Origin of the sequence: Actinosynnema sp. CA-299493 (genome assembly GCF_050946825.1) — a bacterium.
Taxonomy (GTDB): Bacteria; Actinomycetota; Actinomycetes; order Mycobacteriales; family Pseudonocardiaceae; genus Actinosynnema.
The window spans coordinates 2,156,535-2,170,224 of the sequence record NZ_CP191993.1 but is presented as its reverse complement, the minus strand read 5'-3'; the positions used below and the strand labels follow the sequence as shown (position 1 = coordinate 2,170,224).

The following is a 13,690-nucleotide window of genomic DNA, read 5'->3' as shown; positions in this document are numbered from 1 at the left end:
GAAATCGCGTGCGCCTTTGCCGTTCGAGCGCGAACGGCGACTCGGACACGTGCCCGGCGATCGAGGTCCGACGCCCGAGCGCCGCGGTCCGGCCGTCGCGCGTCAGGTCAGGGAACCCAGCACGAGCGCCTGGATCCGCGGCTCGATCCTGGCGGTGGTGCGCGCCATCCCGCCGCCGTGATCGGCTTGCTCATCGACGCGAGCCAGAACAACGTGTCGGTCGTCATCGCACCACCCCGCGCCACCGGCCACGAAGCACTTAAGGGCAGACTTCGCGTTCCTGTCGTGATCGACAGCTTCCGCGCCCGCAGGTGCTGGGAAAGTGGTCGGACCGCCGCGTCCCCCGGCCAGGGAAGGACCCGATGAAGCGAAACCGATCACGGCTCGCCCTCATGTGCGCGACCGCAGTGCTCGTGGCGACCGGTCCGGCGGTGGCGACCCCGGACGACCGGCCACACCTCTACGAGGTGCACGCCCCGCTGGGCGCCGAGCAGGCCCTGTCCGCCGGCGGCTTCGACGTGATGGAGCACCGCGAGGGCGACAGCCTGTTCGTGCTGGGTGACCGGACCACGGGCGCCGCGCTCGAACGGGCCGGGTTCACCGCCACCGTCGACCAGGTGCTGCCCGAGCCGTCCGAGGGGTTCACGGCCACCGCCGACACCTTCTTCGGCGGGTACCGCACGGTCGACGCCCACCGGCAGCACCTCGACCAGGTCGCCCGCGAGCACCCCGACCTCGCCACCGTCGTCGACTACGGCGACTCGTGGCTGAAGACCCGGAACCGCGGCGGGCACGACCTGCGCGCCATCTGCGTCACCCGCAAGCGCCCCGGCGACTGCGCGCTCTCCCCCGACGCGCCCAAACCCCGCTTCTTCGTCATGGGTCAGCTCCACTCCCGCGAGCTGACCACCGGCGAGATCGCCTGGCGCTGGATCGACCACCTCGTCGGCAGCACCGACCCGGAGGTCGCCCACCTGTTGGACACCACCGAGTTCTGGGTCGTGCCCGTCGCCAACCCCGACGGCGTGGAGAACGTCCAGCGGGGCGGTGACTCCCCGATCTCGCACCGCAAGAACGGCAACGACACCGACCACCAGGGCACCACCTGCGGCGCCGTGTCCCACAGCCACCACGGGGTCGACCTCAACCGCAACACCGGCTCGAACCCGGGCCTGCAGAACGCCTCCGAACGGCAGTGCGACCAGAACTACCGAGGCGTCGGGCCCGAGTCGGAACCGGAGACCCGTGCGCTGCAAGCGCTGTGGCGCTCCCTGTACCGCGACCGCCGCGCGGCCGACCAGTCCCAGCCCGCGCCCGTCGACACCACGGGTCTGGTGCTGTCACTGCACAGCTACGGCAACTACGTGCTGTTCCCCTGGAGCGGCGGCGCGGCCGACCGGCGCACCGGCAACGACGCCGCGCTGCGCGACCACGCCCAGCGACTGGCCGAGCTGGCGGGCTCCGGCTGGCAGTACGGGCAGTCCGGCCAGGTGCTCTACTCCGCGTCCGGCACCACCGACGACTGGGTCTACGACGACCTCGGCGTCGCCTCCTTCGTGTGGGAGGTGGGTCCGCCGCCGGAGCAGGCGTGCGGCGGCTTCTTCCCCGCCCACTCGTGCCAGGACGGGTTCTTCTGGCCCAAGGCGCTGCCCATGCTGCTGCACTCGGCCCGCCACACCGCCGCCCCCTACGCGCCGGCGCCCGAACCGTCGACCGACTGCGCCACCCGGATCGACGACACCGACACCCCGGCGGTCACCCGCACCCCGCCGGTGACCGTGCGCATCGCCGTCACCGGCTGCGAGGGCAACGCCCGGTCCGCGTCACGGGTCGAGGTGCGCTTCAAGAACCTGATGAGCTCGATCATCTCGCTGGACCTGGTCGCCCCCGACGGCACGGCCTACCGCCTCCAGCACCAGCTCGTGAGCACCCTGCCGGACCCCGGCGGCTCCTTCACCCTCGACCTGTCCCGCGAGACCCGCAAGGGCACCTGGCAACTCTGGGTGCACAACGTCATCTGGGTGGGCCCGGGCGACCTCGACCGGTGGAGCCTGTCGCTGTGACGCGCGCCCGGGATTCGAGGTTCGGTAGCCGGGGCGCGACCGTCCGGGGAAGAATTCGCGGACCGACGCACCGAGGATGGCGATGAGAGCACTGACCTTCAGCGACGACAGGGGCAATGAGCTCCGGCACGAGTTCGACGGGTCCGTGCTGCGCCGGACCCACCCGCGCGAGCTGCGCCGACGGCTGGAGGTCCTGACCCACGTCGACGGACGCGAGCCGATCGCCACCGACGGCGTCACGCACCTCGGCTTCGGCAACGGCGGCGGCGACACCGTCAACGCCTGGTTCACCGCCGACGGTCGCGGCCTGGTGGTGACGTTCGACCACGCCGGCGCGCTCGACTCCACCGACGACCCCCACGCGCAGGCGGCCCTGTACGAGGGCATGCCGGCGGACCTCCTCGCCCTGGTGAGGGACGTGCCGCCGACGGAAACGACGCTCGTCGTCCCGCACCCCGACGGCGGCACCCTGGTGGCCGCCACCGGCATCTTCACCTTCGCCGGTCCCTGCGCCATGGCGGACGGCCTGGTGTCCCGCTTGCAGGCCGCGCGGCTGGACGTGGCGGACACCGGGGTCGGCCGGCTGTTGGACGGCTTCCTGACGGTGGAGGACTTCACCCCCGCCGCGGTCGCGGAGGCGGCGCGGTGGTGGAGCGCCGAGGACATCGCGAGAGGTTTCGCCGCGACCTCCGGGCGGGAGCGGTCCGCGACCGCGCCCCTCGACCGGGAGGCGGTGGACCGCTTCTGCCGGATCTGGGCCGATTCCGGGTACAACGACCGCTGGGACGTGCACTACGTGCTCTTCGACGGCGACACCCTCGAAGAGGCGGGTGAAGCCCGGGACGAACTCCTGGGGTTGGTCCGGACGCTCGGGCTGGAGCGCGTCGACGCACCGCCGGGAGCCGCCACCGGCGAGGTGTGGGTCCGCACGGACCCGCGGATCGACGCCGAACTCGGGCACTGGTCATGACCGGCGGGACGGGTGAGGTCCTCTTCACCCGGGAGAACGGCTGGATCCCGCGCGTGATCCGCGCGGACGGCGAGCTCAAGCTCCAGCTCGGCGCCGGAGCCGACGCCAACCGCGACCCCCGCACGTTCCACGTCCCGATCACCGAGGCACACCTCGGGGTGATCCGGGACGACCTGGTCCGGCACCTGCTGCTGTGGAGCGCGATCCTGCCCCTGTGCACGGCCGCGGGCACCCGGGGTCCTCTTGACGAACGCGCGGCGGTCGCGCTGCTGGACCCGATCCTCTTCGGCACGCCCGATGACGTCGAGTCGTTGTTCCGGGACGTCCCCTGCGACCTGCGCCGGCTCATCGCCCAGGGCGCGGACATCGCGCTGCTGGAGCGCGGCGAGGTCTTCGCCGCGCTGCGTTCGGCGACCGCGCGGTCCGACTGGCAGCGCGTCCACACCTACGACGCGGACCGCGACCGCGCCCGCCGCGGCGTGCGGCTCACCCCGCTCGACGCGGCGCTCCTCAAGTACACGGGCCGCTACGCGCACGGCGGACGGGTCCCGACCCGGGAGCCCGATGCCGTCGATCCCGACCTGCTGCCCGCGGTCGTGCGCGTGGTCGCCACCGCGGAGCGGGCGTGCGCCGGGATGCGGATCTCCCCCGACCGGCGAGGAGGCCGCGGCGCCTTCGAGAAGGACGGCGAGTGGGCCCTGATGGAGCGGGAGGTCGACCGCGCGGTTCGCCGCGCCCACCCGGACCTCGCGGATGACGCGGTGCGCACCGTGAGCTTCCTGATGTGCGCGGAGGCCGCAGCCCGGGCACGGACGTCCTGAAGCGAGCCGTCAGCCGCGGGGTCGCGCGTGGTGCCGCGTGGACGTCGTCCCGTCAACGACGTCCCGGGAAACGCCTTCGGTCTTGACCGCCGGCAGCCGACGTGAACCAATTTCACGTCAGATCGGCCGTCAACGAGGAGGTCGTCATGTCCCTGCTACGACGCCCGGTGCTGACGACGGCGCTCGCCGTCGTCCTCGCCTGGTCCGGTGTCCTCGCCTGGTCCGGTGTCCTCGCCTGGTCCGGTGTCACCGCCTGGTCCGGTGGCACCGCCGCCGCCCGACCCGCTCCGTCAGCCGCCGCGCTGCCCACCGCCGCCGTCGCGATCGGCGACAGCTTCGTCAGCGGCGAGGGCGCCGGCTCCTACCAGCCGGTGACCGACGTGAACGGCGTGCTCCAGGGGTTCCCGGGCTGGTCCGCGCCCAACGACAACGCCTTCTTCTGCCACCGGTCCGCCAACGCCTCCCTGCACAAGGCCGACCTGCCCGGCATCCAGACCCGGTTCAACCTGGCCTGCTCGGGCGGGCAGCCGCACGACGTGCTCAACCCCTCGGCGAGCCGGACCAAGGGGCGCGCGGTCGCCTCGCAGCTCGACCAGCTCCGCGCGGTGGGCGCCACCCACGACATCGACCTGGTCCTGGTCGGCCTCGGCTCGAACAACAGCTCGTTCACCTTCGGCGACGTGGCCACGCTGTGCGCCAACCGCTTCATCGCCGACGCCTGGACCGGGTGGTGGGAGTTCTGGGCCTACCTCGGCGGCCCGGTGCCGCAGGAGCCGTGCGCCGTGTCCGACCTGGCCACGGAAGCCGAGATCGCGACGGCCACCGCCGAGACCACCGCGGCACTGCGGTCCCTGCTCACCACGCTGGCCCAGGTCGACGCCGACGGCCGCCACCGGATCGTCTTCCAGGACTACACCAACCCCCTGCCGCTGGACCTCGCCGCCCGCTACCACGAGGAGGACGGGCGCAGCGACACCCGCGACAAGTTCCGCGACCTCGGCGCCGAGCGCTACGCCGCCGGCTGCCCGGTGCACCGCGCCAGCCTCGCCCCGGGCCACGTGTTCTCCGCCCGGCTGGGCACCGTGGTGCAGGGCGCGCACGCGGCGCTGTCCGCCGAGTTCCCCGGCGCCGACCTGGTCTACGTCAACGTCCAGCGGGCGTTCGACGGCGCGCGGCTGTGCGAGCAGGACGGGAGCCCGGCCGACTCCCTGGCCACCCCCATCCGGCTCCAGGACGGCCCGAGCGGCACGTTCGTCACCAGCCTGGCCGGCAAGGACAAGCTCGACGTGCAGCGGATCGCCAACACCTGCGTCACGCACTTCCAGACGTGCCAGGAGTCGTGGCACCCCAACGCCGCCGGCCACGCGGCGCTGGGCCGCTGCCTCACCGGGGCCGCCGCCACGACGACCCGGGCGGTGGCCTGCGCCAGGGCGGCGGACGGCACGATCACCGTCGGCTGAACCCGCACCGCGTCTCCACCCCGTCCCCCACCGGTGGGGGACGGGGTGCCGCGCAACGTCACCGCGGAGTGTCACCCGGGAGGTGACCGGGCGGTCCGCGCGGTGGTGACCACGCGGCCGTCCGGGATGTCCGGCGAACGCGTGGGTACCCTCGGCCCAGTCGTCGCCGGGTCGTCCGGGCTCCGGGCAGGAGTCCGGACGACGACCGGTTCGCGCGAGGGTGGGAGGTCGGCGCACGTGGATGCCGCGTCCGAGTCGTCACCGGCCGATGCCACCGACCTGCGTGAACTGGTGGACGGGCTGGCCGTGGTCCTCTGGCAGGCCGACGCGCGGACCCGCCGCTGCACGTTCGTGTCCGCCCACGCCGAGCGGTTGCTGGGCCACCCGGCGAGTCGCTGGCTGACCGAGCCGGACTTCCTCGGCTCGCTGATCCACCCCGAGGACCGGGCCGAGGCCACCGGGGCGCGGTGGCGCGACGAGCCCGGGCGGGACGTGTTCGAGGTGGAGTACCGGGCGGTGACCGCGCGGGGCGACGTGCGGAGGCTGAAGGAGAAGCTGCACGTCGTGCGGGCCCCCGACGGCACGCCGGAGATCGTGCGCGGCGCGGTGAACGACGTCACCGCCCGTCACGCGGAGTCGGAGCGGCAGCGGTTCCTCGCCGTCCTCGACCGCGAGTTGCAGCGGCTGGACGACGCCGAGGAGCTGATGGCGCTGGCGACGCGCCTGCTCGGCGAGCACCTGCGGGTGGACCGGTGCGCCTACGCGCGGGCCGAGGCCGACGAGGACCACTTCGTGATGAGCGGCGACTACGCCACCGGGCTGCCCCCGCTGCCCGGCCGGTTCGCCATGGCCGAGTTCGGCGAGGGCGCGCTGCGGGCCATGCGCGCGGGTGAGCCGTGGGTGGTGGCCGACAGCGAGCACGACACCCGGCTCGGTCCGGCGGACCTGGCCGCCTACCGGTTCACCGGCATCCGGGCGGTGATCTGCCTGCCGCTGCTGCGCGGCGGGCGGTTCGCCGCGGCCATGGCCGTGCACCAGGCGACCGTCCGGCACTGGAGACCGGAGGAGGTCGAGGTGGTGTCGGTGGTGGTCAACCGCTGTTGGGAGTCGTTGCAGCGCGCGCACGCCGACCGGGCGCTGCGGGACAGCGAGCAGCGCCACCGGCTGCTCGTGGAACGGGCCACCGACGCCATCTGGGTGCTGGACCACGAGCTGCGGTTCATCGAGGTCAACCGGGCCGCGTGCGCGCTGCTCGGGCGCGATCGGGACGACCTGGTCGGCCGCGCGGTGGGCGACCTGGTCGTGCCGGAGTCGCCGGACCGGTTGGCCCGGCTGACCACCGACCTGTCCGCCGTCCGGGTGGTCACCGAGGTGTGGGGCCTGCGCCGCGCCGACGGCACGGTGGTGGACGTGGAGCTGAGCATCCAGGCCACCCCGACCGGCGTGCAGGCGATCGGGCGCGACGTCACCGAGCGGCAGCGCGCCGAGGCCGAGCGGGAGAGGCTGCTGCGGCACGAGCACGAGATCGCCGAGGCGTTGCAGCTCAGCCTGCTGCCCCGCGCGCTGCCCGCGCTGGACCGGCTGGCCACCTCCGCCCGCTACCTGCCCGCCTCCACCCACTCCCGGATCGGCGGCGACTGGTACGAGGTGCTGCCGCTGGCAGGCACCTCGGTCGCCCTGTCCGTGGGCGACGTGGTCGGCAAGGGCCCGGCCGCCGCCGCGGTGATGGGGCAGCTGCGCAGCGCCCTGGCGGGCTACCTGCTCGACGGCCACTCCCCCGCCGCCGCCCTGGAGCGGCTCGACGCGTTCACCGCGAGGGTCAACGGCGCGGCGGGCAGCACCTGCGCCTGCCTGACGTTCGACTGGAGCACCGGCCGGCTGTGCTGGGCCCTCGCCGGGCACCCGCCACCGCTGGTCCTCGACGCCTCCGGCGGCGCTCGGTTCCTCGCCGGGGAGACCGGAGCGGTGCTGGGCGCGCCGGGACGCGCGCCCTACCTCGACAACACCACCGGCCTGGCGCCGGGCGGCTCCGTGGTGCTCTACACCGACGGGCTGGTCGAACGCCGCGGCACGGTGATCGACCAGGGCCTGCAACGGCTGCTCGACACCGTCCGCGACGCGCACGACCTCTCGCCCCGAGCGCTCAGCGACACCATCATCCGGTCGCTGCTGGCCGACGGCCAGGACGACGACGTGGCGCTGGTCCTCGCCCGTCACCTGCCCCCGCCGCTGCTCAACACCGTGCCGGCGCGTCCCGCCGAGCTGGCCGTGATGCGCCGCGACGTCACGGCGTGGGCCACCACCGCCGGCCTGTCCGCGGACCTGCTGGACGACCTGCAACTGGCCCTCGGCGAGGCCGCGGCGAACGCCGTGGACCACGCGTACCCGCCCGACGCGCCCGGGGACTTCAGCTACGACCTCGCCACCACCGCGGCCGGCGTCCGCGTCACGGTGCGCGACCGGGGCCACTGGCGGCCCGAGCCCGAGGACAAGGGCTACCGCGGTCGCGGCTTGCAGATCATCCGCTCGATCTCCGAACGGGCCGTGTTCCACCGCACCGAAGGCGGCACGACCGTCGAGTTCGACCTCGCCGACGGGCCGACGCGCACGCCCGTGGCCGCGGCGCACGAGCCGACCCGCGGGCACGCGGACGTCAACGGCTCCACCGACGACGCCCCGGTGCAGGTCCTGCGCCTGGCCGGCGACGTGGACCTCATGACGGTGGACGACCTGCGCGTGGCCCTGACCGCCGGCATCGACTCGGCCGACCCGCGGCCGGTCGAGATCGACCTGGGCCAGGTCGGCTACCTCAGCAGCTCGGGCATCGCCCTGCTGCTGGACGCCGCCGCGACCGCGCACCGCGCCCGCCGCGCGCTGACCGTGCACGCCGTCGAGGGCACCGCGCCCGCGCGCGTGCTGTCCCTGTCCGGCTTGCACGGCCTGACCGGCGACGCCCTCGCCGTCCGGATCGCGGTCGACCGGGCCGAAGCCGGGTGAGGCGCCGCCGTCCGGTGGCGTCAGCGGGTCCCGGTGTGGTGCTTGAGGGCCAGGAGCTTGTGGCGGTACATGCGGCACAGGGCGACCAGGAGGTGGACCTGCTCACCGGGGCCCAGCGGGCGCAGCTGCTCCACGAGGTCGTCGGGGTGCAGGTCGGCGTCGGCGCCCAGGCGCTGGTTGAGGATGTCGCGGGCGAGGTCGTGCTCGCGGTCCTTGATGGCCAGCCGGTCGACGGCACGCAGGTCGTAGGTCTCCGGTAGCGGGAAGCGGACGAGCTCCTCGGGGTAGCGGGCCGTCATGAGCTGCACGGCGATGTTGACCAGGCGGGCCACCAGTGCCGCCGCCCGGTCGAGGTCGTCGAGCATGACCGCCAGCTCGTTCACCGTCACCGTGTCCGGTTCGAACGCCGGCGGCGCGTCGACGTCGACGTCGAACCGGTGCAGGGCCAGGGTGATGTTGTCCAGCACGCGTTCCGGGTCGACCAGCACCTGCTCGGGATGGTCGGTCTCGACGCTGGCCCGCGGGTGCCAGGGGTCGAGGAACTCCCGCACCTCCGCCTCCCCGTAGACGCGCGGGTCGGGTGACTGCCGCCGGGAACGCGGGGACTGCTCCACCACCCTGCCTCCTCATGCCGGATCGCCGCCGAACCACCGCGGTGTCACCGCCGGTATACCCACTACTCACTGGTAGTACGAACCGGACTGCGGACCACCACCGCGGGACGAGACCCTCGGTTCGCCAGGTGTGAAATCCGTGCGATGTGGGCATCCAGACCTCGGCAACGATCACGCCGCGTCGCAGAGACGGCGTGGCACGAGGACAAGGAAGCTACTGTGGGCATCCTGGGTTGGATCGTTCTGGGCCTCATCGCCGGCGCCATCGCGAAGGCGATCATGCCCGGCAAGGACCCCGGCGGCATCGTCATCACCATGCTGCTCGGCATCGTCGGCGCCATCATCGGCGGCTTCATCGGACGGGCCATCTTCGGCTCCGACATCGGCAGCTTCTTCGACCTGAGCACCTGGCTGCTCGCCATCCTCGGCTCGCTGGTCGTGCTCGGCATCTACCACGTCGTCACCAGCCGAGGCCACCGCGCACACAGCTGACACCCCCACCACAGCACACGGGCCCGCCGGCGCACAGCCGGCGGGCCCGCTGCTCGTCCCGGTCCTAGGAAGGGTCCGCCTGAGCGGCGGCCAGCGCGTCTTCCAGCGTCTCGTGCAACGGCAGCAGCTTGTCCATCGCGGTGGCCGTCAGCGAACGGCGCACGGCGCGGCCGGCCACCACGTGGACCGGTCGTGGGGAGAGCGAGGCGTTGTGCGCACGGATCTGACCGAGCGCGGCGATGCCGGAGGAGGCGAAGAACGGCACCTCGGACAGGTCGATCACCAAGGCGTCCACTCCGCTGTCGAGCAGTTCCACGCAGCGATCACGCAGGTCATCACTGTTGACCATGTCGATGTCGCCGACAACGCGGACGATCGTCGCGTCGCCGTGCGACTCGGTGGTCAACTCGGGGGTAGGCGAGTCAGCAGCATTCACCGCACCATCATGACCGCTGCCCCACTCGATGTGACCAGTGGCAGCGGTTGTCACGGTCCGTGGTGGCCGGTCACCGGCCGGTGGCGGACGCGAAGATCCGGGCGAGCCTCCCGTTCTCCCACTGCAAGCCGAGCCGGTGCTCGGCGAGGTCGTAGTTGACGGTGACCTCGCCGGTGGCGCGGTCGTCCCAGCTGTTGTGCGCAAGCGCGCCGTGCGCTCGCAGGTAGGCGTCAACCGATCCACGTTGCCCTTCGAGGTCGAGCCCGGAGATCACGTGGTCGGCGCCCGGGCAGAGGGCCACGTCGACCGTGACCTTCTTCACCAGTCCGTCCAGCAACGCGATGTCGACGCCGTCGGGACTCGGGATCACGGGGTCCAGCACACTCGGCCGGACGGACGCGCCGGGGAAGAGCTCGCGCAGTTCCGCGTACGGCGCAGAGCTCTCGGACGCGCCCAGAGCGGCGTACACCGTCGCGATGACGCCGGTCAGCGACGTCCCGGGGACCGGGGGCAGGTCGTCGGCCGGGAGTTCCCCGGCCTTCCGGGGCGCCGGGCGCGGGTCCGGGCCACCGAAGTCGACCACCCGGTCCCAGATCCAGTCGGCCATCGACGCGGCGACGGGCTCGTCGGGTCGTCCGGGTCGACGAGCGACCAGCGTCCCGAAGGCGACGGCGACCAGGTACGCCCCGGCGTCGTCGGTCATCACCTGCTCCCAGACCTCGTCCTCGGGCCAGTCCGGGTGCGCCGCCTGGTCGGCCTCGATCTCGGTGGCCCCGGCGATGATCTCGGCCGCCGACATCAGGCGGAACGGCTCGGCCTGCCCCCAGGCCGCGCCCGAGCCGGGCGGCTGGCCGTCGTGCCAGGCCACCAGGTCCTCCGCGACCATGGAGCCGATCTTGTCGGCCTCGGCCTCGGCCTCGTCCGAAATCGAGGCTCCTGGTCGCAAGGTGGCGCGCAGTTCGGCCGGCATCACGTCGTCCAACGCCGCCAACGCGGAAGCCAGGTCGGTGCCGAGCATCTGGTCGCGGAGTTGCCGCCACCCCAGCTCGATCACCCCGGTGCGGCGGATGTCCTCCAGCGTGACGTCCTGGGCGTGGGCGTTCTCGACGATCCGGAGCATCGTCCGAGCCGTCCCCACCAGGTTCTGCAGCAGGTCTTCGGTCGGGTTCTCGCGCAGCAGCCGCAGACCGAGTCGTTCCGCGTCGGTGAACCGGTACTGCACCAGGTAGGCCCAGCCGAGCAGCAGCGCGACCGAGGAGTTCACCGCGTCGGCCCGGACGGCCTCCTCGGCCGCGGGGACGAACCGGTCGGGTGGTGCGAAGCTCCCCAGCAGGCACACCGCGCGCTTCCCGAGCGCCGCGGGCAGGTCGTCCGGCGCCGTCCGGGAGCACAGTGCCACCGCCTCGTCGAGCTGGCGCCACCCGTCCTCGTGCTCCCCGCAGAGGGCCTGGGCGGACCCCAGCTCCATCCAGTCGGCCCAGTCCTCGTGCTCCTCGGCCAGCACGGTGTGCGCCCACCGCAGCGCCTCGGGATGATCGTGTTCGGCGAACGCCAGGTGCCGCAGGGCGCGAGCCGCGTTGACGAACTGGTTGTCTCGGCGACCGGCGACCTGGAGGTAGAGCCGCCGCGCCTCGGCGAGCTCGCCGCGGACCTCGCGGTGGTTGCCGAGCAGCAGCGACACGCTGCTCCGCTCCGGCTGGGCCGCGAGCACCCGCAGCGCCAGCTCGGCGACCTTGGGATGCGCGGGCTGCGCCGCGAAGAGCTCCCAGGCCAGGTCCAGGTCCCGCGCCACGGCATCGGCGCCGTCGGGAACGTGGTGTTCGAAGTCCCTCATCGCATGCCTCGCTTGACCCGGTACGCCCGGAGCTGGTCGAAGGTGCCGTCATCGACGCCGTACTCCAGCACCGGCGCCACCTGGTCGAACCAGGACGCCGTGGACGGGGTGATGCCGCCGACCGCGGCCAGCAGGGCATCGGTGGTGACCGGCACCAGGTCACCGCTGCTCATGGACTCGACCATCGCCTGTTGCAGCACAGTGGTCGTCAGGTGGCTGAGGTCGGCGCCGGAGAACCCCTCCGTGACCGCCGCGACGGCGACGACATCGACGTCGTCGGCGGGCTTGCCCGCCAGCGCGCCCTGGACGATCGCCGCCCTGGCGACCGCGTCCGGTGGCAGCACCAGCACCGTCTTGTCGATCCGGCCCGGTCGGCGCAGCGCGGAGTCGATGTCCCACGGCCGGTTCGTCGCGGCCAGGAAGTAGACCCCGTCGTTCACGCTGGCCACGCCGTCCAGCTCCTCCAGCAGCTGGGTGACGAGCATCCGCATCGTCTGCGACCCGCCGCCGCCGGAGGTGCGCCGTCCGCCGAGCGCGTCGAACTCGTCGAAGAAGATCACGCACGGTGCTGCCGCGCGTGCGTTGCGGAACACGCTCTGGATCGCCTTCTCGCTCTCCCCGACCCACTTGCCGAGCAGGTCCGCGAGGGTCACGTGGAGGAAGGACGCGCCGAGATCGCCGGCGATCGCCTTGGCGATGAGCGTCTTGCCGCAGCCGGGTGGGCCGTACATCAGCAGCGACCCGCCCGGCTTCTGCCCGAACGCCGCCGCCATCGCGGGATTGCGCAGCGGGGCCAGGAACGCGATGTCCAGGTGCCGCTTGACCTCGGCGAGACCCGCGACGTCGGCCAGCGTCACCGCCGGGCGCTCGGCGTCCCACAGCGACTCCGACGCGGCAGCGCCGCTGTCGTGGCGGTCCTCGTCGGCCGGGGTCGGGATCGGGTTCCGCCCTGTCGCCGGCCGCCCTGCCGTCGGCCGGGATGACGCGGCCGGGGGCGCGGTCTCGGCGGGCGGCGGCGGGTTCGAGGTCCGCAACCGCGCCGCCATCAGCCGGGCGCGCAGCACGCGGACCCGCGCCGGATCACCGCCGCGCGCCTCGAACGCGCTGAGCTCGGTGGCGGCGCGGTCCGGGTCCCGCTCCAGCAGCAGCGTGATGAAGTCCTCGCGCAGCGCCAGGTTGCCGGGGTCGGCCTCCACCTCGCTCGCGATCACCTCGACGAAGCCGTCGCCCGGGTCGGCGCCGCTCACCGCCCGGCCCCTTGGACCCAGCCCTTGAGCAGACCCAGGTTCCCCAGCGGGATGTAGTGGCCGAGCCGCGGGTGGTCCAGCGTCACACCGAAGACACCGGCCTGGCCGAACGAGGCCACGTAGTCGATCGCGGCCGGCACCGGCACGCTGAACAACGTCGCCGCGCCGCTCTCCGAGCCGGTCAGCCCGAGGGTGCGGGCGGCTTCACCCGCCCGTGCGGCGCTGCTGTACAGGCAGATCATCGACCCCTGCTCGGCGGCCACGGCGTAGGGACGGGGCCGGTCGGCCGAGCCCCGTGCGATGAAGAACCAGTGCTCCAGCGCGGTCACCTGCCGCCACAGCGCGATCTGCGCCGTCGTGTCCCCCGCGGGAGCCGCTCTGACGGCCACGTCGAGGCGGTCCAGCTCCGCGACCACCTCGGGGTTGTTGTCTCCGGTCATCAGGTTCTCTCTCGTCTGCTCGACTGTCCACAGTGGCGGCCACGCCCCCGAGCACGCGCACCGTCCGGTTCAAGACCAGGGACAAGCCTTTGTCACGTGACCCTACGCGGGTCGAGCCATCGGTTCCCCAAGGACGGCACGTCCACCGCTCACCGGGACCGACAGGCTATCCGGGTGGTCACCGGGCCGCATCGGTCGTTCGCACCACACCCACCGGTCCACGTCACGCCGGCAAGGCCCGGTCGACGAGCACGGACAACGGAGCGCGGGCGGGACCGGGATCTCAGTGAATTCTGAGATCCGGTCGCTAGCGTCG

Annotated in this window: 11 protein-coding genes; 6 read left to right on the top strand and 5 right to left on the bottom strand. The window is 73.1% G+C overall.

Annotation, left to right across the window (positions count from 1 at the left end; all coding sequences use genetic code 11):
• Window positions 1–362 precede the first annotated feature (362 nt).
• The 5 genes from ACQPYE_RS10445 (at window position 363) to ACQPYE_RS10425 (ending at window position 8,311) form a co-directional block, all read left to right on the top strand.
• A complete protein-coding gene (locus ACQPYE_RS10445) occupies window positions 363–2,063 on the top strand; it encodes a M14 family zinc carboxypeptidase (RefSeq protein ID WP_498720847.1) in 1,701 nt (566 codons plus the stop codon).
• Between the two features lie 82 nt (window positions 2,064–2,145).
• A complete protein-coding gene (locus tag ACQPYE_RS10440; protein ID WP_498720846.1) occupies window positions 2,146–3,033 on the top strand; it encodes a DUF6357 family protein in 888 nt (295 codons plus the stop codon).
• Complete coding sequence (locus tag ACQPYE_RS10435) at window positions 3,030–3,854, top strand: DUF6357 family protein (protein ID WP_498720845.1); 825 nt, start codon at window positions 3,030–3,032, stop codon at window positions 3,852–3,854. The genes ACQPYE_RS10440 and ACQPYE_RS10435 overlap by 4 nt, the downstream gene beginning before the upstream one ends.
• Before the next feature lie 146 nt (window positions 3,855–4,000).
• Window positions 4,001–5,314, top strand: a complete 1,314-nt coding sequence (locus ACQPYE_RS10430; protein ID WP_498720844.1) for an SGNH/GDSL hydrolase family protein — start codon at window positions 4,001–4,003, stop codon at window positions 5,312–5,314.
• 237 nt (window positions 5,315–5,551) lie between these two features.
• Entirely contained in the window at window positions 5,552–8,311 is a 2,760-nt protein-coding gene (locus ACQPYE_RS10425; RefSeq protein WP_498720843.1) for a SpoIIE family protein phosphatase, read from the top strand.
• 20 nt (window positions 8,312–8,331) lie between these two features.
• Here ACQPYE_RS10425 and ACQPYE_RS10420 read toward each other — a convergent pair whose 3' ends face one another.
• The gene (locus ACQPYE_RS10420; protein ID WP_498720842.1) at window positions 8,332–8,928 is read right to left on the bottom strand and encodes a hypothetical protein; all 597 of its coding nucleotides are present in this window, start codon (window positions 8,926–8,928) and stop codon (window positions 8,332–8,334) included.
• A gap of 216 nt (window positions 8,929–9,144) precedes the next feature.
• On the opposite strand from ACQPYE_RS10420, the gene ACQPYE_RS10415 reads away from it, so the two are divergent.
• Window positions 9,145–9,417, top strand: coding sequence for a GlsB/YeaQ/YmgE family stress response membrane protein (locus ACQPYE_RS10415; protein WP_498715793.1), 273 nt, complete (start codon window positions 9,145–9,147; stop codon window positions 9,415–9,417).
• A 64-nt stretch (window positions 9,418–9,481) separates the two neighbouring features.
• Here ACQPYE_RS10415 and ACQPYE_RS10410 read toward each other — a convergent pair whose 3' ends face one another.
• From ACQPYE_RS10410 to ACQPYE_RS10395, 4 genes are read right to left on the bottom strand one after another with little or no spacing between them, the layout of a single operon-like run.
• A complete protein-coding gene (locus tag ACQPYE_RS10410; RefSeq protein ID WP_498720841.1) occupies window positions 9,482–9,907 on the bottom strand; it encodes an STAS domain-containing protein in 426 nt (141 codons plus the stop codon).
• Window positions 9,908–9,923: 16 nt separating this feature from the next.
• Window positions 9,924–11,687 (bottom strand): tetratricopeptide repeat protein, encoded by a 1,764-nt coding sequence (locus tag ACQPYE_RS10405; protein WP_498720840.1) that lies wholly within the window; start codon window positions 11,685–11,687, stop codon window positions 9,924–9,926.
• Window positions 11,684–12,934: an ATP-binding protein gene (locus tag ACQPYE_RS10400; RefSeq protein ID WP_498720839.1), complete on the bottom strand. Its 1,251-nt coding sequence runs from the start codon at window positions 12,932–12,934 to the stop codon at window positions 11,684–11,686. Before ACQPYE_RS10400 ends, ACQPYE_RS10405 begins: the two co-directional genes overlap by 4 nt.
• On the bottom strand, window positions 12,931–13,374 hold the full coding sequence (locus ACQPYE_RS10395; RefSeq protein WP_498720838.1) for a hypothetical protein: 444 nt from the start codon (window positions 13,372–13,374) through the stop codon (window positions 12,931–12,933). The genes ACQPYE_RS10400 and ACQPYE_RS10395 overlap by 4 nt, the downstream gene beginning before the upstream one ends.
• Between the last annotated feature and the right edge of the window lie 316 nt (window positions 13,375–13,690).

Excerpts from the sequence above, each read along its gene's own strand:
- ACQPYE_RS10445 (WP_498720847.1), top strand. The coding sequence starts at position 363 with ATGAAGCGAAACCGATCACGGCTCGCCCTCATGTGCGCGACCGCAGTG.
- ACQPYE_RS10440 (WP_498720846.1), top strand. The coding sequence starts at position 2,146 with ATGAGAGCACTGACCTTCAGCGACGACAGGGGCAATGAGCTCCGGCAC.
- ACQPYE_RS10435 (WP_498720845.1), top strand. The coding sequence starts at position 3,030 with ATGACCGGCGGGACGGGTGAGGTCCTCTTCACCCGGGAGAACGGCTGG.
- ACQPYE_RS10430 (WP_498720844.1), top strand. The coding sequence starts at position 4,001 with ATGTCCCTGCTACGACGCCCGGTGCTGACGACGGCGCTCGCCGTCGTC.
- ACQPYE_RS10405 (WP_498720840.1), bottom strand. The coding sequence starts at position 11,687 with ATGAGGGACTTCGAACACCACGTTCCCGACGGCGCCGATGCCGTGGCG.
- ACQPYE_RS10395 (WP_498720838.1), bottom strand. The coding sequence starts at position 13,374 with ATGACCGGAGACAACAACCCCGAGGTGGTCGCGGAGCTGGACCGCCTC.